The 22,134-nt window shown below is 66.8% G+C and carries 25 protein-coding genes; 13 read left to right on the top strand and 12 right to left on the bottom strand.

Going from position 1 to position 22,134, the window contains the following annotated elements:
- Positions 1-167 precede the first annotated feature (167 nt).
- The 5 genes from PCQ86_RS15880 to PCQ86_RS15860 form a co-directional block, all read right to left on the bottom strand.
- Positions 168-482 (bottom strand): DUF736 domain-containing protein, encoded by a 315-nt coding sequence (locus tag PCQ86_RS15880; protein WP_270174178.1) that lies wholly within the window; start codon positions 480-482, stop codon positions 168-170.
- A gap of 851 nt (positions 483-1,333) precedes the next feature.
- Entirely contained in the window at positions 1,334-1,546 is a 213-nt protein-coding gene (locus PCQ86_RS15875) for a hypothetical protein (RefSeq protein WP_009523265.1), read from the bottom strand.
- 61 nt (positions 1,547-1,607) lie between these two features.
- Positions 1,608-3,659 (bottom strand): ParB N-terminal domain-containing protein, encoded by a 2,052-nt coding sequence (locus tag PCQ86_RS15870; protein ID WP_270174177.1) that lies wholly within the window; start codon positions 3,657-3,659, stop codon positions 1,608-1,610.
- Between the two features lie 66 nt (positions 3,660-3,725).
- Positions 3,726-4,556, bottom strand: coding sequence for a DUF932 domain-containing protein (locus PCQ86_RS15865; RefSeq protein ID WP_270174176.1), 831 nt, complete (start codon positions 4,554-4,556; stop codon positions 3,726-3,728).
- Positions 4,557-5,331: 775 nt separating this feature from the next.
- Positions 5,332-5,724: an ATPase gene (locus tag PCQ86_RS15860; RefSeq protein ID WP_270174175.1), complete on the bottom strand. Its 393-nt coding sequence runs from the start codon at positions 5,722-5,724 to the stop codon at positions 5,332-5,334.
- Positions 5,725-6,105: 381 nt separating this feature from the next.
- Here PCQ86_RS15860 and PCQ86_RS15855 point away from each other — a divergent pair, with 381 nt between their 5' ends.
- Genes PCQ86_RS15855 through arsH form a run of 6 tightly spaced genes read left to right on the top strand, consistent with a single transcriptional unit; the run spans position 6,106 to position 9,675 of the window.
- Positions 6,106-6,435 (top strand): ArsR/SmtB family transcription factor, encoded by a 330-nt coding sequence (locus tag PCQ86_RS15855; protein ID WP_009523260.1) that lies wholly within the window; start codon positions 6,106-6,108, stop codon positions 6,433-6,435.
- A gap of 12 nt (positions 6,436-6,447) precedes the next feature.
- Positions 6,448-6,918, top strand: a complete 471-nt coding sequence (locus PCQ86_RS15850) for an ArsI/CadI family heavy metal resistance metalloenzyme (protein ID WP_009523259.1) — start codon at positions 6,448-6,450, stop codon at positions 6,916-6,918.
- Positions 6,919-6,930: 12 nt separating this feature from the next.
- Positions 6,931-7,428 (top strand): arsenate reductase ArsC, encoded by a 498-nt coding sequence (locus tag PCQ86_RS15845; protein ID WP_009523258.1) that lies wholly within the window; start codon positions 6,931-6,933, stop codon positions 7,426-7,428.
- 10 nt (positions 7,429-7,438) lie between these two features.
- A complete protein-coding gene (gene arsB, locus PCQ86_RS15840) occupies positions 7,439-8,524 on the top strand; it encodes an ACR3 family arsenite efflux transporter (RefSeq protein WP_009523257.1) in 1,086 nt (361 codons plus the stop codon).
- A gap of 13 nt (positions 8,525-8,537) precedes the next feature.
- Positions 8,538-8,960 (top strand): arsenate reductase (glutaredoxin), encoded by a 423-nt coding sequence (gene arsC, locus PCQ86_RS15835; protein WP_009523256.1) that lies wholly within the window; start codon positions 8,538-8,540, stop codon positions 8,958-8,960.
- The gene (gene arsH / locus PCQ86_RS15830; protein WP_009523255.1) at positions 8,953-9,675 is read left to right on the top strand and encodes an arsenical resistance protein ArsH; all 723 of its coding nucleotides are present in this window, start codon (positions 8,953-8,955) and stop codon (positions 9,673-9,675) included. Before arsC ends, arsH begins: the two co-directional genes overlap by 8 nt.
- A 39-nt stretch (positions 9,676-9,714) precedes the next feature.
- Here arsH and radC read toward each other — a convergent pair whose 3' ends face one another.
- The 6 genes from radC to PCQ86_RS15800 form a co-directional block, all read right to left on the bottom strand.
- Positions 9,715-10,224 carry a RadC family protein gene (radC, locus tag PCQ86_RS15825; RefSeq protein ID WP_009523254.1) on the bottom strand — a complete coding sequence of 170 codons (510 nt, stop codon included), beginning with the start codon at positions 10,222-10,224 and terminating at the stop codon, positions 9,715-9,717.
- 325 nt (positions 10,225-10,549) lie between these two features.
- Positions 10,550-11,713, bottom strand: a complete 1,164-nt coding sequence (locus tag PCQ86_RS15820) for a PDDEXK nuclease domain-containing protein (RefSeq protein ID WP_009523253.1) — start codon at positions 11,711-11,713, stop codon at positions 10,550-10,552.
- Positions 11,710-12,915 (bottom strand): tyrosine-type recombinase/integrase, encoded by a 1,206-nt coding sequence (locus tag PCQ86_RS15815; protein WP_059400224.1) that lies wholly within the window; start codon positions 12,913-12,915, stop codon positions 11,710-11,712. Before PCQ86_RS15815 ends, PCQ86_RS15820 begins: the two co-directional genes overlap by 4 nt.
- A gap of 358 nt (positions 12,916-13,273) precedes the next feature.
- Positions 13,274-13,381 (bottom strand): GNA1162 family protein, encoded by a 108-nt coding sequence (locus PCQ86_RS15810; protein ID WP_084002017.1) that lies wholly within the window; start codon positions 13,379-13,381, stop codon positions 13,274-13,276.
- A 12-nt stretch (positions 13,382-13,393) separates the two neighbouring features.
- A complete protein-coding gene (gene recJ, locus PCQ86_RS15805) occupies positions 13,394-15,118 on the bottom strand; it encodes a single-stranded-DNA-specific exonuclease RecJ (RefSeq protein WP_270174174.1) in 1,725 nt (574 codons plus the stop codon).
- Entirely contained in the window at positions 15,115-16,071 is a 957-nt protein-coding gene (locus PCQ86_RS15800) for a phosphoglycerate mutase (RefSeq protein ID WP_270174173.1), read from the bottom strand. The genes recJ and PCQ86_RS15800 overlap by 4 nt, the downstream gene beginning before the upstream one ends.
- A gap of 116 nt (positions 16,072-16,187) precedes the next feature.
- Between PCQ86_RS15800 and PCQ86_RS15795 the strand changes: the two genes are divergently transcribed.
- The 3 genes from PCQ86_RS15795 (at position 16,188) to lolD (ending at position 19,442) form a co-directional block, all read left to right on the top strand.
- Positions 16,188-17,378 carry a glycerophosphodiester phosphodiesterase gene (locus tag PCQ86_RS15795; protein ID WP_270174172.1) on the top strand — a complete coding sequence of 397 codons (1,191 nt, stop codon included), beginning with the start codon at positions 16,188-16,190 and terminating at the stop codon, positions 17,376-17,378.
- A 137-nt stretch (positions 17,379-17,515) separates the two neighbouring features.
- Positions 17,516-18,769 (top strand): lipoprotein-releasing ABC transporter permease subunit, encoded by a 1,254-nt coding sequence (locus tag PCQ86_RS15790; RefSeq protein WP_011806526.1) that lies wholly within the window; start codon positions 17,516-17,518, stop codon positions 18,767-18,769.
- Complete coding sequence (lolD, locus tag PCQ86_RS15785; protein WP_047349873.1) at positions 18,762-19,442, top strand: lipoprotein-releasing ABC transporter ATP-binding protein LolD; 681 nt, start codon at positions 18,762-18,764, stop codon at positions 19,440-19,442. The genes PCQ86_RS15790 and lolD overlap by 8 nt, the downstream gene beginning before the upstream one ends.
- Positions 19,443-19,498: 56 nt before the next feature.
- Here lolD and PCQ86_RS15780 read toward each other — a convergent pair whose 3' ends face one another.
- A complete protein-coding gene (locus PCQ86_RS15780) occupies positions 19,499-19,870 on the bottom strand; it encodes a carboxymuconolactone decarboxylase family protein (protein ID WP_011806524.1) in 372 nt (123 codons plus the stop codon).
- A 140-nt stretch (positions 19,871-20,010) separates the two neighbouring features.
- Between PCQ86_RS15780 and PCQ86_RS15775 the strand changes: the two genes are divergently transcribed.
- From PCQ86_RS15775 to PCQ86_RS15760, 4 genes are all read left to right on the top strand, one after another.
- Positions 20,011-20,292 (top strand): ArsR/SmtB family transcription factor, encoded by a 282-nt coding sequence (locus tag PCQ86_RS15775; RefSeq protein WP_172209352.1) that lies wholly within the window; start codon positions 20,011-20,013, stop codon positions 20,290-20,292.
- A 55-nt stretch (positions 20,293-20,347) separates the two neighbouring features.
- Positions 20,348-20,545 (top strand): YgaP family membrane protein, encoded by a 198-nt coding sequence (locus PCQ86_RS15770; RefSeq protein ID WP_011806522.1) that lies wholly within the window; start codon positions 20,348-20,350, stop codon positions 20,543-20,545.
- 121 nt (positions 20,546-20,666) lie between these two features.
- A complete protein-coding gene (locus PCQ86_RS15765) occupies positions 20,667-21,500 on the top strand; it encodes a TatD family hydrolase (RefSeq protein ID WP_196995822.1) in 834 nt (277 codons plus the stop codon).
- A 99-nt stretch (positions 21,501-21,599) separates the two neighbouring features.
- Positions 21,600-22,130, top strand: coding sequence for a DNA-deoxyinosine glycosylase (locus PCQ86_RS15760; protein WP_103737203.1), 531 nt, complete (start codon positions 21,600-21,602; stop codon positions 22,128-22,130).
- The last annotated feature ends 4 nt before the right edge of the window (positions 22,131-22,134 follow it).

Here is a 22,134-nt window from a genome sequence, read left to right as displayed (position 1 = left end):
GGTGGTGCGCAGCACCGACCCGCCCCGCATGTACCTCTACCAATTCAAGCCATTGCTTGGTAGCCAGGCAAGACACATCCCGCACACTGCCAAGCCATTCTGCTTGCCGATACAGCGCAGCATTCGCAACACAGCGCCCCGCCGCGTGGGCGGGGCGCTGGCGGCCGTCAGGCCGCCTGGGGCTTGCTGCGCGACCAGATCAGGTCGTGCGTGCCGTCCTCGTCTTCGATCAGGCGGGCGTAGACCGTTGCCGGGAACGAGGGGTCATCAAGGGTCACGGAGACGTAATTCCGTCCGGCCTCGCTGGTCTTCTTCCATGCCGCGCCGATGTCGTGACTGGCGGCCTGAACGCGGAAGTCCGGGGCTTTCTCGTTGTCCCCCTTGTCGTTGGGAACCAGCTTGGCCTTGACGTTGAGCGTCAGGGTGCGCAGCGTGCCGGTGAAACCGTCTTTGTCCGCGGTGAAGGTGCCGATGGTTGCCATGATGAAACTCCTTACGGTTGAACAAGGTTCGCGCCCATCGCGTCCTTGTTGTGATCCGGCCGGCGGAGGAAGGGCTGGCTGCACCGCTTGCGGGCGCAACGCAGTGAAGCACCTGGAAGACCAAATAATTTGCCCCGCGAGGAATGCGCGCAGCGCAGGGGAAATTATTTGGGCTGGAAGGTTGCAGACATGAAGCCCGCGCCACCGCCAGGATTCACAACAACACAAGGACGCCTTGGGCCGAACCACCCCAATCCGAAAGGAGTCATGGCCACCACGGCATCCCCGCACGAAGGTTTTACCGGCACGCTCTCTGACACAGGCAAGGCCATTCCCCAACGACCAGCAGGAACACGCCCCTGCCCATGCGGGCGGCCCTGCTTGCAGCGCGGCATGGAACCCAAAAGCACGGCCGGGCGGCGTATTCGTGAACCATCCTTCGTGACACACAGGCAACGAGCCGCCAGCGTCGCGGACGGCACGCATTCGCACAACCTGCCGCAGCAAGCCCCGGCGCACCCACCGAGCACTGCCCAGCGGCGGGGCGTTGACCTTGGCCGATCCGGCGCTGCCGGTTCGGTGGTATCGAGGGGCGCCAAGCCACGCGCGGCGGGGATGGCCCGCAGGGCTTTCCCCTGGAGACAAGCGCAGCGCGCAGTGCCGCAGGCGCGAAGGCAGTTGGATGAGGAATCGGGCGTGCCGCCCGCATATTGCAACGCCGCCGCCTGAGTGCCAGCGAAGGCGGCGGCGTGATGTTCGGCTTCAACACCGGGCGCGGCCACCGCCGCGCCCGGATTTTTGAAGTTCACCGCGCCCAGGGCGGAACGGCCTGGGCGCGGTGCTGACGATGGCTATTCCTTCGTCTCGATGATCCACCATACGGCACGCGGCAAGGCGCGGCCCGTGACGGGGTGAATGTCGGTGAGGTCGGCGCGGGCCGTCCAGCCCGAAGGCGGACGGTAGCCGCGCACATCGCCATCGCCGTGCCAGCGGCGGGCGCGCACTGTGCCGGGTGCGTAGATTGCCGCCATGCGCGGGCGGCTGGTGGTGTTGATGGTGGGCATCATTCGGCTCCCTGCGGCGAAGCGCCCCGGTCTGAACCGGGGCGCTTCGCTGCGGTGAGGGTCAAGCAGCCAATGCCTCGGCGGGTTCATCCGCCACGGCGGCGGCGTCCTCCGCCCCGTCTTCGGGCACGTCCTCCGGTGTCACCTCCTGCGGCCCTGCGGCCTTGAATATGGCGGGCATCCATCCCGTGCCATCGGCCAGTCGCTCCGCTTCGCTGGCAATGTCGGCCTTCTTCAACTTTGCCAGCCGCGTGACGTGCTCGGGCGCGTATTCGCCCACAGCCTCCAGAATCACGGCCTTCGGCACATGCCGGAAATACCCCTCGGCGGTCGGCTGCCACCATGCGGCCATGTCGAGGCCCACGGCCTGCGCCAGTTTCGCGCCCGGCTGGTGCGGCGTGGCGCGAGGCGTCACCACGTCCACCGTGGACGCCACGCACACAGCCAGCAGGGCCATCAGTTCGGCTTGGCGCATCGCCAGCAACGCGGGGAACAATTCAGCATCGTCCTGTGGCAGCCTTTCGGCCCATGCCTGCTGCATTTCGCGCAGGGCCACGGCGGCGGGTGATTCGGGCAAGTCCGGGGCCATGCCTTCCAGCCGGTCTTGCACCGTGAGGCGCACGCCCAGCGGCAGGTCATGCCCATAGCGGCGATCAAACAAAACAGTCTGCACCATGCCATGCACCAGCGCGGCCAGCGCCACCTGCGGACGGCAGGCCACCCCGATTTGCAGCGCGGCGGTGCGATGGGCGCTCAGGCGCTGGGCCAGCCGGTCGGACATGGATGCGGCCTTGGGTGCTTCGTCTTCCTCGCCTTTGCCATCGTTCTCGGCGTCCTCGCTGCCGAACCCCTGGCGCAGCCGCTCCAGCGTGCGCAGCGCTTTGGCCTCGGCTTCCCGCAGCAGCCCGCGATGAATCACGGCTTCGCCGTTGCGGTCGATGCTGACGATGGCACCGGCTGCGGCCTTCACGGTCGCGCCATAGTCCTGCAAGCCATCTTCCAGCGCCTGCAACTGATCGCCCAAGGCTTCGCCTTCCTCCTGCAAGGCGTCAGCCTTGTCCTCGTCGTCGGCGTCCATCGCGGCATCCACCGCTTCGGCGACATCCTGCATCTTGGCTTGCAGCTTCTCGATGCGTGCGGCTTCGCGCTTGTTCGGCTCGCGCCGCTCTCTCGGCGCACGCTGGAAAGCGTGCAGGTCGGCATGGGTCACGCCCGGCGTGGCATCCACCCAGGCCCAACCCTCGGCGCGGACAGTGGCGGCGATGCCCGCCAGCTTGTCTTGCGCCAGCCGTTCCAGCAGCGCGGCATCGGTCAGATACACACCCGCATCATCTTCCGCGAACAGGTCACGGCGCACGCCACCGCCTGCGGCCTCGTAGCTGTCCAGCCCGACAAAGCGCACCAGCGGATGCCGGCAGGCGTCGATTTCCCTTTCGGTCAGGCGTTCGCGCAAGTGGGATGGGTGGCGCTGCCACTGCGGTGCATCGTAGAACGCGGCTTCCTGCGCGGCGTGGTCATCGGTGATGGCAAGGGCCATCAACTGATCGAGCGTGACGGCATCGGCCCGGTAGTCGGCCATCAGGCGCGGCGAGACATTCGCCAGCTTCAAACGGCGCTGCACCACCAGCGGCGTAACGGAGAAATCCGCCGCAATGTCCTCGATGGGTCGGCCTTCGGCCACCAGCGCCGCGAAGGCTTCAAACTGGTCTGCCGGGTGCATGGCTTCGCGCTGCACGTTCTCGGTGAGGCTGGCCGTGCGGGCCGTGCCATCGGCCACCAGCAGGCAAGGCACCTCCCAATCCTTGGCGATGCGGTGTTTCTTCGCCAGCAGCTTCAACGCGGCGAGGCGACGGCCACCGGCCACAACTTCGTAATGCTCGCCATCGGCGGATGCGATCACGATCAGGTTTTGCAGCAGACCCACACGCTGGATGGATGCGGCCAGTTCGGGAATGGACATGCGCGGGGTCTTGCGCACGTTGCGGCCAGCGGGGCGCAGCACCAGCCGCGACAGCGGAACCAGAATCAGGTTCTTGGTCGGGTCGGCAGCTTCCAGCGGAATAGCTGCGGCGGTATTGACGGCGCGGGCTTCGGTTTGGGTGATGGCGTTCATGGTGACTCTCCAATCGAGTGAAACAAGGGAATGGAGGGGAAGCCGCCCCTCCGGCGGGGGAACGGTTCAGGCTTTCAACTGGCGCAGGCCATCGGCCAACATCCAGAGGGCGCGATTCAGGCGCACATCGGAATCAATGCCCTGCACGGGTCGGGTCTGCTGGCGGCGTCCGTTGGCGCTGCGGCCATGCAATCCGCCCTTGGTCAAGTTCTCCTGCGTGCGGTTGAACACGCTCCACAGGTCGGGGCGTCGGTCATCAAACCGGCGCGGCATCAGGATTTGCGACTCCGTGATGGGCGCGGGCTTGTTGTCCGTGGGGTCGTACTTGAGGGCCAGCGCGGAACGGGCGAACACTTCGGCCTCGCCTTCGTCTAGCGTGATCGCGCGCATGGCATCGCGGGATTCCTTCACTCGGTCGAAGCCGTGCAAGACTTCGTAAGCGCCTTCGATGACATGCCCGGAAACATCGCCTTTGTGGGGCACGCGCACATCGGCCACGGTGTCGCCGCACACCAGCCCATTGCTGCAAACGAAACGGAACAGTCCGGCCAGCATCTGATAGCTGCTCGTACCGTCGTGCGAATTCAGCAGCACGATTTCGTTGGCTTCCGCGCCGTTGATCTGGCTGGCGTGGCGCAGGCGCAGCATGTGTTTGGTGTACTCGCGCTTGCCTTCATCGCGCACGCGGGTCTGCGTCACCATGAAGGGTTGAAACCCCTCCTTGCGAAGCTCGGTCAGTACGGCAGCCGTGGGGATATAGGCGTACCGCTCCGAACGGCTCTCATGCGGAGCGTCCGCAAAGATGGACGGGGCTACGCGGTGAATCTGGTCATCGGACAGCGGGTAATCGCTGCGCAGCGAGGGGGAACGGGAAGCGAAACGGGATGCGAGTTGCATGGTCTTTCTCCTGACAAAAGAGGTTTGCTGTTCACACCGCACACCGGATTCCTAGATTCGGAGCCCAGCCTTTCGGCTGTTCGGTGCGGTCGGCACGAGGAACCCGGTTGGCCCTGTTGCCACCGTCTTTCCTGAGTTCATCGCCCGCGACGAAAGGGGGCCCGTGGACGGGGGCCGTCAAGGAAACAAGCGCCAGGTTGGTGCGGCCCGCAGCGCAGCGAGGACACGGCCTGGCGCGCCTTGACGGCACATGGCCGCGGGCTACAGTCGCGGACAAGGTGATGAAGTCAGGGAAGACGGCTGGACATGGCAACGGCCATCCCTGTGTGCCGAACCGCACGGCAAGCGAAGCGCGCAGGCCCGAAGCTGGAAGCCGGGCCGGAGGCGTCAGCCGAGCGGAGCGAGGGAACGATGGAAGCCCGACAGGGGCGAGACGCCGCAGGCGGCTCGATGCGAAGCACGACAGCGCGACCGGCCATCTCCCAGGTGGCCGGGGACGCCCAGACTTCAAAGCCGAATTAGCAACAGGGTCAGGACGAGCGCACGTAAGGCACCGCGAATCTGTTACGAATGCGGTCTGGCCGATCCGGCGCAGCCGGGTCGGCGGTCTTCGAGGGGCGCCAAGCCTGCGCGGCGGGGATAGCCCGCAGGGCTTTCCCCTGGAGGCAAGCGCAGCGCGCAGCGCCGCAGGCGTGACGGCATCGGCACCGGGCGCAGCAAGAAGAAAGGTGCGCCGCTCCCGAAGGAACGACGCACCGAAGGCAGCGCGGCGCGATCAGCTCGCCGCCGGCGCCGTCATCGACTGCAACTGCTCAATCACGTCAGGCTCAACGAACACGCAAGCCTGCTCGTCCGCGATCGGTACGTTGAACATCCGCGCGAACACCGTGCGCCGCAGATGGGCCAGTCGGCCCGTCCGATACGCCTGCTCGGGCTTCATGCGCCCGCCGGCCTGCGAACCGCTGCGCTGCGGATCGCATTCGACCAGCGCCACAAAGCCATCGTCGGCCAGCTTCTGATGCTTGGGGCACAGGCCCCAGCCGGTCGCCGTATGGCGCTCCATGCTCGCGCGCAGGCGCTTGTCCAGCAGGATGGCGCCGGTATCGAACGCCGTGCCGCAAACGAGGCAAACATGCTGTTCGAGTGAAACGTGTGATTTGTCGCTCATGACGATCTCCGGTTGCACGGGCGGAATTGCCCGGAACCGTCGCCCTCACGGCGCAGCGCAAGCAGTCAAAGATCGAAGACGGCCGCCAGGCCGCAAGCGTGCTTGCACGCGCAGTCATTGACGGCGAGAACGCCGTGATACGGTGAAGGGGACAGCAAGACCGCCTCCCTCCCACCTCCACGTACCCCGGTTTTCGGCAAGCGCAGCGCGCAGGCCCAGATCGACGGGCCGGGCCGCAGGCATCAGGGGTCAAAGCCGGATGGCCGCGATTCGGCACGAAGCGCGGGGTGCAGCCCGCGAACCCGACGGCGGCACGCCGAGATGCACGCATGGATGACTTGGCTGCGCTCAATGATTCAATAAATGTTGTATTATCGAAACATGAACGAGACCCAAGCCGTTTCCGCCCTCGGTGCCCTGGCCCACACCCAGCGTCTGCGCGTGTTCCGCGCCCTGGTCGTCGCCGGCCCCGAAGGATTGACGCCCAGCGTGCTGGCCGATCAGCTCGACGTGGCCCGCAACTCCCTGTCCTTCCACCTGAAGGAGCTGGCCCATGCGGGCCTGGTCACCATCGAGCAGCAGGGCCGCAACCTGATCTACCGCGCCGAGTACGGCCACATGAATGGCCTCATCGGCTACCTGACCGAGCACTGCTGCCAGGGCGGCGTGTGCGAGGCCAATGATTCCTCCTCCGCCTGTACCTCCTGCTGAAAGGATCACTCCATGAAGCGCTTCCACGTCCACCTGCACGTCGATGACCTGAACCGCAGCATCGGCTTCTATTCCCAACTATTCGCCGCGCAGCCCGCGCGCATCGAAGGCGACTACGCCAAATGGATGCTCGAAGACCCGCCGGTCAACTTCGCCATTTCCACGCGCGGCAACAAGCCGGGCATCGACCACCTGGGCATCCAGACCGACGATGCCGAGGAATTGGCCGTGCTGAAGGCCCGCGCCGAGGCGGCCGACATGGCGCTGCTGGACGAAGGCACCACCACCTGCTGCTACGCGCGCAGCGAGAAGCACTGGATCACCGACCCGCAGGGTGTGGCCTGGGAGCATTTCCACACGCTGGGCAACATCCCGGTCTTCAACGAAGCAGCGCCTGCAGCGAATTCCACCGCTGCCTGCTGCGCCCCGACGCGCGGCAAGCCGGTAGGCGTTGCGGTGAAGTCGGCTTCCTCCTGCTGCTGATACGAGGCCCCCATGACCACAGACAAAACCTACAACGCCCTGTTCATCTGCACGGGCAATTCGGCCCGCTCCATCCTGGCCGAAGGCATTCTCAACCAACTGGGCCAAGGGCGTTTCCGCGCCTACTCGGCGGGCAGCCACCCCAAGGGCGAAATCCACCCGCTGGCACTCGCCACGCTGGAGCGGCTGCACATGCCGGCCACCGGCTACCGCAGCAAGAACTGGGACGAGTTCGCGGCGCCCGGTGCGCCGGAGCTGGATTTCATCTTCACGGTCTGCGACAACGCCGCCGGCGAGGTCTGCCCGGTCTGGCCGGGACGGCCCATGTCGGCGCATTGGGGCGTGCCCGATCCCGCAGCCGTCGAAGGCACCGACGAGCAAAAGCGCAGGGCATTCACGGATGCGGCGCTGACCTTGCGCCGGCGCATCGAACTGTTCCTGTCGCTGCCGATTCAGCGCCTGGATGCCATGTCGCTGCAGCACGAGCTGCGCGGCATCGGTACGAAGTGAGGCCGACGCGATGAGCGCAACCCCTGAAGCGCTGCGGCCCGCGCAGGCACCGCAGCCCATGAGCCTGTTCGAGCGCTACCTGAGCGTCTGGGTGCTGCTGTGCATCGCCGCCGGTATCGCATTCGGCCAGTTCGCGCCGGGCGTGTTCCAGTCCATCGGCCGCATGGAGATCGCCCAGGTCAACCTGCCCGTGGGCCTCTTGATCTGGGTGATGGTGGTTCCAATGCTGCTCAAGGTGGACTTCGGCGCGCTGGGCCAAGTCAAGCAGCACTGGCGCGGCATCGGCGTCACGCTGTTCGTGAACTGGGCGGTCAAGCCCTTCTCGATGGCGCTGCTGGCCTGGATCTTCATCCGCCAGGTCTTCGCGCAATGGCTGCCCGCCGACCAGCTCGACAGCTACGTTGCGGGCTTGATCCTGCTCGCCGCCGCGCCCTGCACGGCGATGGTGTTCGTCTGGAGCCGGCTGACCGGCGGCGACCCCGTGTTCACGCTGTCGCAGGTGGCCTTGAACGACACGATCATGGTGTTCGCCTTCGCCCCCATCGTCGGCCTGCTGCTCGGGCTGTCGTCCATCACCGTGCCGTGGGCGACATTGCTGGTGTCGGTGGCTCTGTACATCGTCATCCCGGTGATCCTCGCGCAGCTCTGGCGACGCGCGCTGCTGCGCCGGGGTCAAGCGGCCTTCGATGCCGCACTGGAGCGCATCGGGCCGCTGTCGATCGCCGCACTGCTGCTCACGCTGGTGCTGCTGTTCGCCTTCCAGGGCGAGGCCATCCTGCGCCAGCCGCTGGTGATCGCCATGCTGGCGGTGCCGATCCTGATCCAGGTGTTCTTCAATTCCGGCCTGGCCTACTGGCTCAACCGCAAGGCGGGCGAGCAGCACAGCATCGCCTGCCCGTCGGCACTGATCGGCGCCAGCAACTTCTTCGAGCTGGCCGTGGCCGCCGCCATCAGCCTGTTCGGCTTCCAGTCCGGCGCGGCGCTGGCCACCGTGGTCGGCGTGCTGATCGAGGTGCCGGTGATGCTGCTGGTGGTTCGGATCGTCAACCAAAGCAAGGGCTGGTACGAGTGCGGCCCGAACCCTGTCCAGAGATAACCAAGAATTTTCCATGAGCAACATCACGATCTATCACAACCCCGACTGCGGCACGTCGCGCAACGTGCTGGCCCTGATCCGCAACAGCGGCGAAGAGCCCACGGTCATCGAGTACCTGAAGACACCGCCTGACCGCGAAACGCTAACGGCGTTGATCGCCGCGATGAACGTGCCGGTGCGCACGGTGCTGCGCGAGAAGGGCACGCCCTATGCGGAACTGGGCCTCGATGCCCCGAAGTGGAGCGACGAGCAACTGATCGACTTCATGCTCCAGCACCCCATCCTCATCAATCGCCCCATCGTGGTCACGCCGCTGGGCACGCGCCTGTGCCGCCCCTCGGAGGCCGTGCTGGACATCCTGCCGCAGCCGCAGCGCGGCGCGTTCAACAAGGAGGACGGCGAAGCGGTCGTGGACGCGGAAGGTCGCCGTGTCTGAAATCAGAATCGACCTGCCCAATATCGACACCGCGCTGTTCCAACAGCCCGATACCCAGCGACTGCTGACACCCGAGCGCGCAACGCACGCGCCGCGCTTCCTGCTGCTCTACGGCTCGCTGCGCGAGCGTTCGTTCAGCCGCCTGGCCGCCGAGGAAGCGGCGCGCATCCTGCGCGCGCTCGGCGGCGAGACGCGCATGTTCAATCCCTCGGGCTTGCCGCTGGTGGACGACGCACCGGCCGATCACCCCAAGGTCAAGGAACTGCACGAATTGGCGCAGTGGGCCGAAGGCATGGTGTGGAGTTCGCCCGAGCGCCACGGCGCGATGACCGGATTGATGAAGACGCAGATCGACTGGATTCCGCTGTCCGTCGGCGCGGTGCGCCCGACGCAGGGCAAGACGCTGGCGGTGATGCAGGTTTCGGGCGGCTCGCAGTCCTTCAATGCCGTGAACCAGATGCGCGTGCTGGGCCGCTGGATGCGCATGCTGACCATCCCCAACCAGTCCTCGGTCGCCAAGGCGTACCAGGAGTTCGACGAGGCCGGGCGCATGAAGCCCTCGGCCTACTACGACCGCATCGTGGACGTGATGGAGGAGTTGATGAAGTTCACGCTGCTCACGCGCGACGTGGCGCCGTACCTCGTGGACAGGTACAGCGAGCGCAAGGAAAGCGCCGAGGCACTGAGCCGGCGCGTCAATCAAGCGGCGATCTGACCACCGTCGCAGCAAAAAGGGGGCCGAAGCCCCCAAGGATCAAAGTAGGCCGCGTTCGGCGAATGACGCGGTGCGGCTCCCGGCCACGATGATGTGATCGAGCACGCGCACGTCCACCAGCGTCAGCGCCTCCTTGAGCCGTTGGGTCAGCGCCTCATCGGCCCTGCTCGGCTGGGGGTTGCCGCTCGGATGGTTGTGCGAAACGATGACCGCCGCCGCATTGAGCCGCAGCGCCTCCTTGACCACTTCGCGCGGATGCACCGATGCGCTGTCGATGGTGCCGCGGAACATCTCGACGTATTCGATCAGGCGATGCTGCGTATCGAGGAACAGCACGGCGAACACCTCATGCTCGAAGCCCGCCAGCTTGGCGCACAGGTACTCCTTGACCGCCGCCGGCGAACTGAACGCTTCACCGCGCTGCATCTTGTGCTCAATGGCCTGGCGCGCAGCCTCCAGAATCTGGTCAGTCGTCGCCAGCAGGTAGCGGCCCTGCGCATCGCGCACCATCAGCGAGACATCGAACGAGGAAAAGGACAGTTGCGACATAATCGTGCTCCGGTTGCTCGGGCGGAATTGCCCGGAACCGTCGGGAGCACGGCGCAGCGCAAGCAGTCAGGGGTCGCAGACGGCCGCCAGGACGCAAGCGCGCCAAAGCGCGCGCTGCCCTTGACGGCGAGAACGCCGTGATACGGTGAAGGGAACAGCAAGACCGCCCACACCCCGCCCACTGCACACACCTGCCTTTGAGCAAGCGCAGCGCGCAGGCCCGCAAGGGCCGAAGGCGTCAGGGATCAAAGCCGGATGGCCGCGATTCGGCACGAAGCGCGGGGCGCAGCCCGCGAGCCCGACGGCGGCACGCCGAGACGCCCGGTTATTGCTTGCGCTTCTTGGGAAGCATGGTCACGCGAGATTCGATCAGCCGCCGCGTGTTCTCCAGTTCCTTTTGCAGCACTTCGGCATCCGGCAGCACCATCTTGTAGTTCGCCGCCATCACCTTATTGGGCAAGCCTTCCAGCGCGTACCGCGCCAAGGCGTGTCCCTTGTCGGCGCAGAGGATCAGGCCCACGGGCGGATTTTCCTCGGGGAACGTCCAGTGTTCCTTCGCATAGTTGCAATACAAGTGCATCTGGCCCACATCGGCATGCGTCAGCGCACCGAGCTTCAAGTCGATGATGACCAGGCAGCGCAAGCGCCGATGGAAAAACAGCAGATCGACGCGATACCACGTCTGGTCAATGCGCAAGCGACGCTGCCGCCCGACGAAGGTGAAGCCGTCGCCAAGCTCCAGCAGGAAATCCTCCAGCCGTCGAATCAAGGCTTGTTCGAGGTCGGATTCCGAATACTCGTCCTTGAGGTCGAGGAACTCCAGCACATACGGATCTTTGATCGCATCACCGACCGTCACGGCATCGTCCGGCTTCGGCACGGCGCCCTTGACCAGCATCGCCGCCTTGTTCTTCGACAGCGCCGTGCGCTCGTAGAACTGGCTGCCGATCTGCCGGTCGAGCTGGCGCACGCTCCAGCCGCCGCGCAGGGCTTCGGCTTCGTAGAATTGGCGCGCGTGGTCGTCCTTGACCATCAGCAGCCGCACATAGGCCGACCACGGCAAGGGGAAGACATGGGCCAGTTCGTCCAGCCGCCCAGGGCGGCCCTGCGCCAGCAGGAAATGCCCTTGCGACGGCGCTAGAGAAGATTCGCTAGACACTGTCTGGCGAATTGGCCAGGTCAGGAAGAACGACCGCATCTGCTGCAAGTTCGGGCGGCTGAACCCACGCCCGAACTGCGCAGTCAAGTCGGCAGACAGCCGTTCGATCAACTGCTCGCCGTACCCTGCGCGGCGTTTGCCCTGCTGCTCGGCCTCCACGATGCGGCGGCCGATTTCCCAATAGCTGGCGGTCATCAGCGCATTGACGCTGCGCGCCGTTGCACGGCGTGCAGCGTCGAGCAGTTCCACGATGCCGCCGTGGATGCCGGCGTAGCCGGCAGGCAAGGCGGCAGGCTTGACCGCCACTGCGGCCGATTTCTTGCTGTTCATGCTGTTGCCTCCTGCGGCTGACTCTGCCGCGCACCCGTGATGGCCTGCCGCCGGCTGGCTACCAGCTCGGCCGCATCGCGGACGGGCTTGTCCTCGGTGTGGACGTAGTGCATGAACTGCGCGACGGTCTTGTGCTGGGTCAGCTCCATGCCGACCTTGATGGGGACGCCGGAATTGGCAATGTCCGTCGCCGAGCGGTGGCGGATGCCGTGCGTGCCAACGTGCGGCACGCCAGCGGCCTTGAGCACTCGGCACCAGCCGCCGTAGTGCTCGCCGAAGGTCAGGTGCTTGTCCGGGTCGTTGGGCGAAGGCAGGACATAGGGGCAGCCCTCCCGACGCGGAGCCGTCGAAAGCAGCCGATAGGCTTCCGCGCTCATGGGCTTGGACATGCCGCCGGTCTTGCTGTCAGGCCACTTCACTCGCCGCCCCTCGAAATCCAGCCAATCCCATTCGAGCGGGCAGATTTCGGAGCGACGCGCAGCGAACTCGAATTGCAGCCGGATCGCCAGCGGGATGACGTAGTTCTCCAGTCCCTCCACTTCCAGCTTCTCCAACTGGCGGAAGACGCGCACCAGTTCATCGTCCACGATGAGCCGGGTTTCCTTGCCAGGCGGGTACATCGGAACGTGGCGGCACGGATTCGTGCCGTCCGGGCGGAAGCCCCACACTTCGGCCAGGTTGAACATCTTGCGCAGCACGCCGAAAGCCTTGTTCGCTTCGGTCGGCTTGTAGGCCAGCTTCTCCATCAGGCCGGCAATGTCGGGCCGCTTCACGTCTTGCACCTTCTTGCGGCCCAGCAGCGGGACGATGCAGCGGTCGATGACGCCCTGGTAGCCGTCCTGCGTGCTGGGCTTGTTGCGCTTCTTGGAGTAGTCCTCCATGAACTTCTTGCACAACTCGGCCATCGTAGGCGCCTTGCGCGCCTCGGCCTTGGCGCCGCCGGGGTCGCCGCCCCGGCGAACCTCGGCCAGCCAGTCTTGGGCCATGACGCGGGCCTGTTCAACAGTCAGTTCCCCGAACAAACCCAAGGCGGGCTTGCGGCGTTCCCCGGCGTTCGTGCGGTACTGGAGCATGAACACCCGACGGCCCGCCGGGGTGATCTTGCAGAGGAATCCAGGCACCACGGTATCCCGCAGTTCGATGGCCGTGGCCTGGGGTTGTGCCGCCTCTACGGCGGTCTTCGTGAGCTTGATCTTTGCCATGATGACTCCTTGGAACGACCCGATTCCAGGAGCCAGATAGGAGCGGCGCGAGGGGAAAGCGGGTCAGGTTTCAGAAAGCACCGGCATATGATGGACGCGCGTAAGTTATTGATAAACCTGCTGTATCGGGCTACAGCGCAGTCCAGCGAAATGTCGGGCTGGAGTCATCGTGAAACAAAAAAAGCGCGGCCTGTGCCGCGCTTTTCGCCATCTATACGCCGCTTTGGACGTTACGTGGTCATGGCTTGCTGTCTGCTCCGTACTTGGGAGAGCGAGGCCCATGCAATAGTCCTCCCGGACGGCCGGCATACAGCAGTCGGCCGTTTGCGACTTCGGCGATCTGCACGCTGCGGTCTGCCTAGGTTTCCACAATCTGGTCAATGAGCGCAGACACCAGCATGCCCACCAAGCCGCCGCTTGAACGCTTGTTTTCTGCACTCGAGGCTGTTGCCTCCCCGGACCACAGTTGCTCGCCCGTTCACATTGCAGGCGACTCCAGTCCCTCCACCAGAAACTGCACCCGCCGCTCGCCCCGCCACTCGTTCACGTCCAGCCGGAAGGCCAGCAACGCCCGTTCGGGCAGCGGGTCGGTGTGGCCGAACCAGATGGCGTCCACGGGCTGGCCCTGGTGCAGCAGCTTGATAGACAGGTGGTTGCGCGCCTCGCCCACCAGGCGCTGGCTCAGCACCTGCACTTCCTCGCTGAAGGTAGGCGGCGCAAAGCCCTGGCCCCAGACCTCCCGGTGCAGCGTGTCCACCAGTTCCGCACGACAGTATTCCGGGGCCAGCGGGCCGTCGGTTTCCAGCCGGCGCGTGAGCGTCGCGGCATCCAGCCATTCCTGTGCGACCTGGGCGAAGGCCTGCTCGAAGAGGTCGAAATGCTCCTCGGCCACGGTGCAGCCGGCCGCCATGGCGTGGCCGCCGAACTTCAGGATCACGCCGGGGTGGCGCTTGGCTACCAGGTCCAGCGCGTCGCGCAGGTGAAAACCGGGGATGGACCGCCCCGAACCCTTCAGCTCATGCTCCTTGCCCGGCGCGCTGCTGGCAGCGAACACGAAGGTGGGGCGGTGCAGCTTGTCCTTGAGCCGCGAGGCCACGATGCCCACCACGCCCTCGTGAAAGTCCGGGTCGAACACGCTGATGGCGGGCGGCGGCTCCTCGCCTTCGTCGAACAGGCTCTCCGCCAGCAGCAGGGCCTGCTCGCGCATGCCGCCCTCTAGTTCGCGCCGCTCGCGGTTGATGGCATCCAGTTGCCGGGCCAGGTCGGCGGCGCGTGCCGGGTCGTCGGTCAGCAGGCATTCGATGCCCAGCGTCATGTCGGCCAGGCGCCCCGCGGCATTGATGCGGGGCCCAAGGGCAAAGCCGAAGTCGAAGGTGGTGGCGACGGGGGCCTTGCGCCCGGCGGCGTCGAACAGGGCCTGGATGCCGGCCTGCATCTGGCCGGCGCGGATGCGCTTCAAGCCCTGCGCCACCAGGCGGCGGTTGTTGTTGTCCAAGCGCACCACATCGGCCACGGTGCCCAGGGCCACCAGCGGCAGCAGCGGCTCCAGCTTGGGTTGCGTGGCCTTGTCGAACACGCCGCGCGCGCGCAGCTCGGCGCGCAGCGCCATCAGTACATAGAACATCACGCCCACGCCGGCGATGGACTTGCTCTCGAAGCCGCAGCCGGGCTGGTTGGGGTTGACGATGGCGTCGGCCGCGGGCAGTTCGGAGCCTGGCAGGTGGTGGTCGGTGATGAGCACCGTCAGCCCCAGCGCCTTGGCGCGCGCCACGCCCTCGATGCTGGCGATGCCGTTGTCCACGGTGATGAGCACGTCGGCGCCGCGCTCGTGCACGCGCTGCGCGATGGAGGCGGTGAGGCCGTAGCCGTCCACCACGCGGTCGGGCACCAAATACTGAACATGGCGTGCGCCCAGCAGGCGCAGGCCGCGCACCCCCACCGCGCAGGCGGTGGCGCCGTCGCAGTCGTAGTCGGCGACGATGAGCAGGCGCCGGTCCTGGCTGATGGCGTCGGCCAGCAGCGCCGCGGCCTGCTGCACGCCCATGAGGGTGTCCGGCGGCAGCAGGCGGGCGAGGGCGTCGTCCAGCTCCTCCTTGGCGCGGATGCCGCGCGCCGCGTACAGGCGTGCCAGCAGCGGGTGCACGCCGGCCTGCTCCAGCGCCCAGACCACGCGCGGTGGGATGTCTCTTGCTACTATTTTCATAGCTGCTCGCGCACGCTGGAAAAGCGCTGGGGCTTGAAAAGGCTTTGAATGCGCTGGCCCAGGCTGCGCGGCGCCGTATGCCAGGACTGTGCGCCGCGTTCGCCGCACAGCGTGAGGCGCGCCGCGCCGCCGCCCGCCACATGCGCGGCCAGGCGCGCCACGGGGCCAGCGTCCAGCGCGGCCCAGGCCTGGCGCCAGGCGTGCCAGTCCTCGCGCAGCGCAGCGTCCAGCAGGGTGGTGGGCATCTCGGGCGCCGGCACGGGGGCGGGTGGCTGGGGCAGGGCGCCTGCGCCGTGCACCCAGAAGGCATTGACCGGCGGCAGGCCCTGGGCCGCGCGTGCGTCGTTGAAGGGGTGGGTGTACAGCAGCATCTGCATCTCGCTGTGCAGGCGGTGCAGCAGGCGCGCGCGGGCGGGGTCGGGCATCCAGGCGCGCACGTCGCGCTGTATCACGCGGTCCAGCGACGCGGTGGGCAGGTTGTTGAACACTGCACCTTGCGCGACCCAGCGCGTCGGCTGGTCGTAGGCGAGCGTGATGCCGTCCTCGGCAAACCAGGGCGCCACGATGGCCAGCAGCGCACGCGAGGCGGCCTCGTCCAGCTGCAGCCGCGCCGGGTCGCCCAGCGTGACATGGTCGGCACCGACCTGCCAGTGGCAAGGGGTGATGAAGGCCCAGGCGCTGGTGGCCGCATGGGGAGCGCTGACCTGCTGGTGCTGGTGCCACGCGGCCCAGGGCGTGGTGCCCTCGCTGGTGGCGGGCAGGCCGTGGTGGCGGGCCAGGGCGCGTTCGTGGGGCGGGGCGAAGTCCGTCTCGGCGCCGGCGTCCAGGCCGGTGCTGGACAGGCGGGCCAACAGCCGGTCCAACTGGGGCAGTTCCAGGCCTTCAAGCGCCTGCTGGCATCCTTGGGCCGGGCTGGCGGCCAGCGGGATGAGTAAATGGGGCATGTCCGACATAGGGGTGTATTGTCCCGGATGCACCCGATGACGGTGGGCGCAAAACCCACAGCGTCATGCAAGCGTCACAAGTGCAACAGAGACTGGATCGCTCACTTTTACGGCCAAGGATGCCCATGTCTTCTCACCGTCTTCCCTTGATCATTGCGATGAGTGCCTCCCTGCTGGCGACCGCCTGTGGCGGCGGCGACGACCCCGCACCGCTGCCGACGCTGAGCGGCCAGGCTCCGCTCGTGGTGGGGCACCGCGGCGCCTCGGGCTACCGCCCGGACCACACGCTGGAGAGCTATGCACTGGCCATCCAGATGGGGGCGGATTTCATCGAGCCCGATTTGGTAGCCACCAAGGACGGCCACCTGGTGGCGCGCCATGAACCCAACATCACCAGCACCACCGATGTGGCCAGCCGCCCCGAGTTCGCCAGCCGCAAGACCAAGCGCATGGTCGATGGCGTGGAAGAAGAAGGCTGGTTCGCCACCGACTTCACGCTGGCGGAACTGAAGACCCTGCGCGCCATCCAGCCGCTGGCCGAGCGCGACCAGTCCTATAACGGCAAGTTCCAGATCCCCACGCTGCGCGAGGTGCTGGACCTGGCCAAGACCGAGGGCGGCAAGGTGGGCCGCGTGATCGGCGTCTATCCCGAGACCAAGCACCCCACCTACCATGAAGATGCGGGCCTCAAGCTCGAAGACCGCCTGCTGGCCATCCTGGCCGAGTACGGCTACACCAAGAAGGATTCGCCGGTCATCCTGCAGTCGTTCGAGACGGCCAACCTCAAGTACCTGCGCACCAAGACCCAGCTGCGCCTCATCCAGCTGGTGGATGGCAACGACTACGACTTCAAGACCGGCGCGGTCACCTTCGAGGCGCCATATGACCGCCCCTACGACTGGACACGCGCGGGCCGCAAGGACCTGTTCGCTTCCATGGTCACGCCGGCGGGCCTGGCCGAGATCGCCAAGTACGCCGACGGCGTGGGCCCCTGGAAGCCCTACATCGTGCCGGTCAAGGGCACCTTTGGCGCCGACGGCAAGATGGTCGACGTGAACAAGGATGGCGCGGTCAACTACGCCGACGCTTCCAGCAGCACTCCCACCAGCCTCGTGGCCGACGCACACAAGCTGGGCCTGATGGTCCACACCTGGACCATGCGCAACGAAAACCGCCGCCTGGCCTTCGACTACAAAGGCGACCCCCAGGCCGAGTACCTGCAGTTCTACCGCCTGGGCGTGGATGGTGTGTTCTCCGACTTCGCCGACACCGCGGTGGCTGCGCGCAAGGCCTATCTGACGGAAACGGGCCGCTGAGCCGCGGGCCGGCGCCGCGCAGGGCAGGCGGCCTTGGCGCGTCAGCCCCTGCGGCACCCGGCTTGCGCTGAGGCCGCCGCGCGTTGCTGCCCTGGGCCCGCGCCGCGGGCCCGGGTCGATGACACAATCGCGCTTCCATGCAAATTCCCTACGAACTGGCCCTGGGCTGGCGCTACACCCGGGCAGGCCGGGCCACGCGGCGCAACGGCTTCATCTCCTTCATCTCGGGCGTGTCCATGCTGGGCATATCGCTGGGGGTGGCGGCACTCATCATCGTTCTGTCCGTGATGAACGGCTTTCAGAAAGAGGTGCGCGACCGCATGCTCAGCGTGGTCTCGCACATCGAGATCTTCGCGCCGGGCGGAGCAGCGCTGCCCGACATGCCGCGCACGCTGGCCGAGGCGCGGGCCAATCCGAACGTGGTGGGCGCCGCGCCCTTCGTCGCCGCCCAGGCGCTGCTGGCGCGTGGCGAGGACATGAAGGGCGCGCTGGTGCGCGGCATCGACCCCGCGCACGAGGCCGAGGTGACCGACCTGGCCGCCGAGAATTTGGAGGGCCTGAAGGCCCTGGTGCCGGGCGAGTTCCGCGTGATCCTGGGCAGCGAACTGGCGCGCCAGCTGGGCGTGCGCGCGGGTGATGCGGTCACGCTGATCGCACCGGCCGGCCAGGTCACGCCTGCGGGCGTGGTGCCGCGCCTCAAGCAGATGACGGTGGCGGGCACCTTCAATTCGGGCCACTATGAATACGACTCTGCGCTGGTGATGCTGCACCACGAGGATGCCGAGCGCATCTTCCGCCTGGAAGGGCCGACCGGCGTGCGCCTGAAGCTCAAGAACCTGCATGACGCACCCGAAGTCACGCAGCAACTGGCGCACAGCCTCTCGGGCAATCTGTTGATCCGCGACTGGACGCAGCAGAACCGCACCTGGTTCGCGGCCGTGCAGCTGGAAAAGCGCATGATGTTCATCATCCTCACGCTGATCGTCGCGGTGGCGGCATTCAACCTGGTGTCCACGCTGGTGATGACCGTGACCGACAAGCGCGCGGACATCGCCATCCTGCGCACGCTGGGCGCCAGCCCCGCCAGCATCATGGGCGTGTTCATGGTGCAGGGCGCCATGGTGGGCGTGATCGGCACGCTGGCCGGCCTGCTGCTGGGCCTGGGCGTGGCCTTCAACATCGACGTGATCGTGCCCGCCATCGAGCGGGCGCTGAACGCCAGCTTCCTGCCCAAGGACATCTACCTCATCAGCAAGATGCCCAGCGACCCGCAAAGCAGCGACATCGCGCCCATTGCCGTCATTTCCCTGATCCTGGCCTTCGTGGCCACCCTGTACCCGAGCTGGCGCGCCAGCCGCGTGAACCCCGCGGAGGCGCTGCGCTATGAGTAATGGGCAAGTGGTGCTGCAGGCGCAAGGCCTGACCAAGCGCTTTACCGAGGGCCGGCTGGACGTCACCGTGCTCAAGGGCGTGGATCTGGCAGTGCACGCCGGCGAGACGCTGGCCATCGTGGGGGCGTCGGGCTCGGGCAAGAGCACGCTGCTGCATCTGCTGGGGGGGCTGGACGCGCCCAGCGCCGGCACCGTCACGCTCCAGGGGCAGGCGCTGCAGGCGCTATCGCCCGCGCAGCAGGGGCGCCTGCGCAATGCGCACCTGGGCTTCATTTACCAGTTCCACCACCTGTTGCCCGAGTTCAGCGCCCAGGACAACGTGGCCATGCCGCTGCGCATCCGCCGCGAGCCGTACGCGCAGTGCATCGAGCGGGCGGTGCGCATGCTCCAGGCCGTGGGCCTGGGCGAGCGTGTGCACCATCGCCCGGCGGAACTGTCGGGTGGCGAGCGCCAGCGCGTGGCCATTGCGCGGGCGCTGGTCACGCAGCCGGCCTGCGTGCTGGCCGACGAGCCCACCGGCAACCTGGACCGTGCGACCGCTGATGCCGTGTTCGCCCTCATGCTGCAGCTAGCGCGCGAGCAGGGCACTGCCTTCGTGATGGTCACGCACGATGAATCGCTGGCCGCGCGGTGCGACCGCGTCGTGCGCTTGGTCTCCGGTGCTTTGAGCTAAAAAAGGCCTCCAGCGATTGCTGGACAAGCGCTGGCAGCTATATTTTCAATAGTAGATCAGGCCGTCGCGGCGGGCGCTTGCGCGGGGGCGCACTCGTCGAACGCGGCCACGGCATTGGCTGCGTACATTAGGGCGGGCCCGCCGCCCATGTACACCGCAATGCCCAGTACCTCGTGCACCTCGGCGCGCGTGGCGCCCAGGCGTGCCAGCGCTTGGGTGTGAAAGCCGATGCAGCCATCGCAGCGCGCGGCCACGCCAATGCCCAGCGCGATCAGCTCCTTGGTCTTGGCGTCGATGGCGCCGCCCGCGAGAGCCGCCTTGCCCAGCGCGTTGAAACCTTGCATCACCTGCGGAACGCTGTTGCGCAGCTCGCTGACGTTGCTAGAGATTTCGCGCGTGAGGGCCTTGTAGTCGGTGGACGAGGTCATGGTGGAACTCCTGGTGGTGAAAGGAATGCGCCTGCTCGGCGCTGTTGACATGTTTATTAGTATCTACTAAATTAGCATACGTTAATTTAGATATTTATCAACAAGGAGCGCAGGTGGCCACTACCGCCGACCTGGAATTCATGCAGCAGGGCGCCGCGCGCGCCGCTGCGCTGCTGCGCGCGGTGGGCAACGAACACCGATTGCTCGTGCTGTGCCTGCTGATCGAGCAGGGCGAGGCCTCCGTGGGCACGCTGCTGGAGCAGGTGCGCCTGAGCCAGTCCGCGCTGTCGCAGCACCTGGCGCGCATGCGCGATGAGGGGCTGGTGACCTTCCGCCGCGACGCGCAGACTCTGTACTACCGCATTGCCGACCCGGCGGCGGAAAAGCTCGTGGCTGCGCTCAAGGACATCTTCTGCCCCTGAGCGGCCGCGTCGCTGCGCAGAGGTACCGTTTTTTTCGTCAACTAGGAGAAGTGTCATGAAACACAACGTTGGGGGTTGGGACCGCGGGCTGCGCATCGCGGTGGGTCTGGTGCTCATCGGCCTGGCGGCCACGGGCACCGTGGGCTGGTGGGGCTGGCTGGGCGTGGTGCCACTGCTGACCGGCCTGGCGGGCACCTGCCCTGCGTACTCGCTGCTGGGCATGAACACCTGCCCGCTGAGCAAGAAGGGCTGATGGGGCACAGCAGCTCCTGCGGCGCCGATGCGCCGCCGACCGATCCGCAGAGTATTGGCGCTGAAACGCACTGAGACACTGCGGGCCGGCGCTGGGGGCGTGCGGTGGCATGATCCGGCGCATGGACGTCTGGATCGACACCCATTGCCACCTGGATGAATTTGCAGATCACGGCGGCGCAGCGCTCGCAGATGCCGAGCGTGCACGCGCCGCGCAGGCCGGCGTGGCCCACTGCGTGCTGCCCGCGGTGGAACTCGCCAATCTGCAGGCCGTGCGGGACCTGGCGCACCGCCACGGCGACAGCTATGCGCTGGGCATCCATCCCCTGTTCACTCCCGTCGCCGGCGACGAAGACTTGCCCGCCCTGGCGCGCGCGCTGGAGCAGTACCAGGACGACCCGCGGCTGGTGGCGGTCGGCGAAATCGGGCTCGACCTTTTCGTGCCCCATCTGGATTTGGGGCGCCAGCAGCACTTCTACCGGGCGCAGCTGCAGTTGGCGCGCCGGTTCGACCTGCCCGTTATCCTGCATGTGCGCCGCTCGGCGGACCAGTTGCTCAAGGCGCTGCGCGAGCTGCCGGTGCGCGGCGGCATCGCCCATGCCTTCAATGGCAGCCTGCAGCAGGCGCAGGCCTTCATCGATCTGGGCTTCAAGCTGGGCTTTGGCGGCGCGGTCACCTTCGACCGTGCGCTGCAGTTGCGCCGCCTGGCCACCGAACTGCCGCTGGACGCGCTGGTGGTGGAGACCGATGCGCCCGACATTCCGCCGCACTGGCTCTACGTGACCGCGGCCGAGCGCGCCGCTGGCCGCCCGCCCGCACGCAACACGCCTGCACAGTTACCGCGCATCGGTGCGGTGGTGGCGCAGCTGCGCGGCATCTCCAGCACAGAACTGGCCCATGCCACGCGCGCCAACGCTTGCGCAGCGTTGCCACGGCTGGCTGAACTGTTGGCATAGGTTTGAGTGCTTTCGGGCTCAAAGGCTTATGCAGCAAGCGCTAGCAGCTATACAAACAATAGTAATGGAGGGCCGGTGGCTGCGCAGAAAAAAACGGTAGTGCTGTCTGCCGGTCGTCTGGTCGGCCTGCCGCCCGTGGTGGGCTCCGGCACGCGGGTGCTGGTGCTGGGCAGCTTCCCCGGTGTGGCGTCGCTCGCCGCGCAGCAGTATTACGGCCATCCGCAGAACCACTTCTGGCGCATCCTGGCGGCGCTGTGGCCGCAGCATCCGCTGCCGGGCCGCGACCAGTACGCCGCGCGCTGCGACTGGCTGCTGGCCCGCGGCCTGGGCCTGTGGGACGTGTATGCCGCCTGCGAGCGCGAGGGCAGCCTGGATACCAGCATCCGCAACGCGCAGGTCAACGACTTCGCCGGCCTGCATGCCCGCGCGCCGGGGCTGGCCGCCATCGCCCACAATGGCGGGGAAAGCTTCCGCCACGCCAAGGCCGTGCGCGCCAGCCTGGGGCTGAAGGCAGATGCGCCGATGCCATCGCTGCGCCTGCCATCCACCAGCCCGGCCAACGCGTCGTGGAGCTTCGAGAAAAAACTGCACGCCTGGGGCGAGGCCCTGGCGACTTTTGGATTGGTATAACGAT

The organism is Diaphorobacter sp. ED-3, from assembly GCF_027625375.1.
Taxonomy (GTDB): domain Bacteria; phylum Pseudomonadota; class Gammaproteobacteria; order Burkholderiales; family Burkholderiaceae_C; genus Diaphorobacter; species Diaphorobacter nitroreducens.
This window is presented reverse-complemented; position numbering and strand designations above follow the sequence as displayed.

Bases quoted from the DNA above. Each gene is read 5' to 3' on its own strand.
- PCQ86_RS15880 (WP_270174178.1), bottom strand. From the start codon at position 482: ATGGCAACCATCGGCACCTTCACCGCGGACAAAGACGGTTTCACCGGC.
- PCQ86_RS15875 (WP_009523265.1), bottom strand. From the start codon at position 1,546: ATGCCCACCATCAACACCACCAGCCGCCCGCGCATGGCGGCAATCTAC.
- PCQ86_RS15870 (WP_270174177.1), bottom strand. From the start codon at position 3,659: ATGAACGCCATCACCCAAACCGAAGCCCGCGCCGTCAATACCGCCGCA.
- PCQ86_RS15865 (WP_270174176.1), bottom strand. From the start codon at position 4,556: ATGCAACTCGCATCCCGTTTCGCTTCCCGTTCCCCCTCGCTGCGCAGC.
- PCQ86_RS15860 (WP_270174175.1), bottom strand. From the start codon at position 5,724: ATGAGCGACAAATCACACGTTTCACTCGAACAGCATGTTTGCCTCGTT.
- PCQ86_RS15855 (WP_009523260.1), top strand. From the start codon at position 6,106: ATGAACGAGACCCAAGCCGTTTCCGCCCTCGGTGCCCTGGCCCACACC.
- PCQ86_RS15850 (WP_009523259.1), top strand. From the start codon at position 6,448: ATGAAGCGCTTCCACGTCCACCTGCACGTCGATGACCTGAACCGCAGC.
- PCQ86_RS15845 (WP_009523258.1), top strand. From the start codon at position 6,931: ATGACCACAGACAAAACCTACAACGCCCTGTTCATCTGCACGGGCAAT.
- arsB (WP_009523257.1), top strand. From the start codon at position 7,439: ATGAGCGCAACCCCTGAAGCGCTGCGGCCCGCGCAGGCACCGCAGCCC.
- arsC (WP_009523256.1), top strand. From the start codon at position 8,538: ATGAGCAACATCACGATCTATCACAACCCCGACTGCGGCACGTCGCGC.
- radC (WP_009523254.1), bottom strand. From the start codon at position 10,224: ATGTCGCAACTGTCCTTTTCCTCGTTCGATGTCTCGCTGATGGTGCGC.
- PCQ86_RS15820 (WP_009523253.1), bottom strand. From the start codon at position 11,713: ATGAACAGCAAGAAATCGGCCGCAGTGGCGGTCAAGCCTGCCGCCTTG.
- PCQ86_RS15815 (WP_059400224.1), bottom strand. From the start codon at position 12,915: ATGGCAAAGATCAAGCTCACGAAGACCGCCGTAGAGGCGGCACAACCC.
- recJ (WP_270174174.1), bottom strand. From the start codon at position 15,118: ATGAAAATAGTAGCAAGAGACATCCCACCGCGCGTGGTCTGGGCGCTG.
- PCQ86_RS15800 (WP_270174173.1), bottom strand. From the start codon at position 16,071: ATGTCGGACATGCCCCATTTACTCATCCCGCTGGCCGCCAGCCCGGCC.
- PCQ86_RS15795 (WP_270174172.1), top strand. From the start codon at position 16,188: ATGTCTTCTCACCGTCTTCCCTTGATCATTGCGATGAGTGCCTCCCTG.
- PCQ86_RS15790 (WP_011806526.1), top strand. From the start codon at position 17,516: ATGCAAATTCCCTACGAACTGGCCCTGGGCTGGCGCTACACCCGGGCA.
- lolD (WP_047349873.1), top strand. From the start codon at position 18,762: ATGAGTAATGGGCAAGTGGTGCTGCAGGCGCAAGGCCTGACCAAGCGC.
- PCQ86_RS15780 (WP_011806524.1), bottom strand. From the start codon at position 19,870: ATGACCTCGTCCACCGACTACAAGGCCCTCACGCGCGAAATCTCTAGC.
- PCQ86_RS15775 (WP_172209352.1), top strand. From the start codon at position 20,011: ATGCAGCAGGGCGCCGCGCGCGCCGCTGCGCTGCTGCGCGCGGTGGGC.
- PCQ86_RS15770 (WP_011806522.1), top strand. From the start codon at position 20,348: ATGAAACACAACGTTGGGGGTTGGGACCGCGGGCTGCGCATCGCGGTG.
- PCQ86_RS15765 (WP_196995822.1), top strand. From the start codon at position 20,667: ATGGACGTCTGGATCGACACCCATTGCCACCTGGATGAATTTGCAGAT.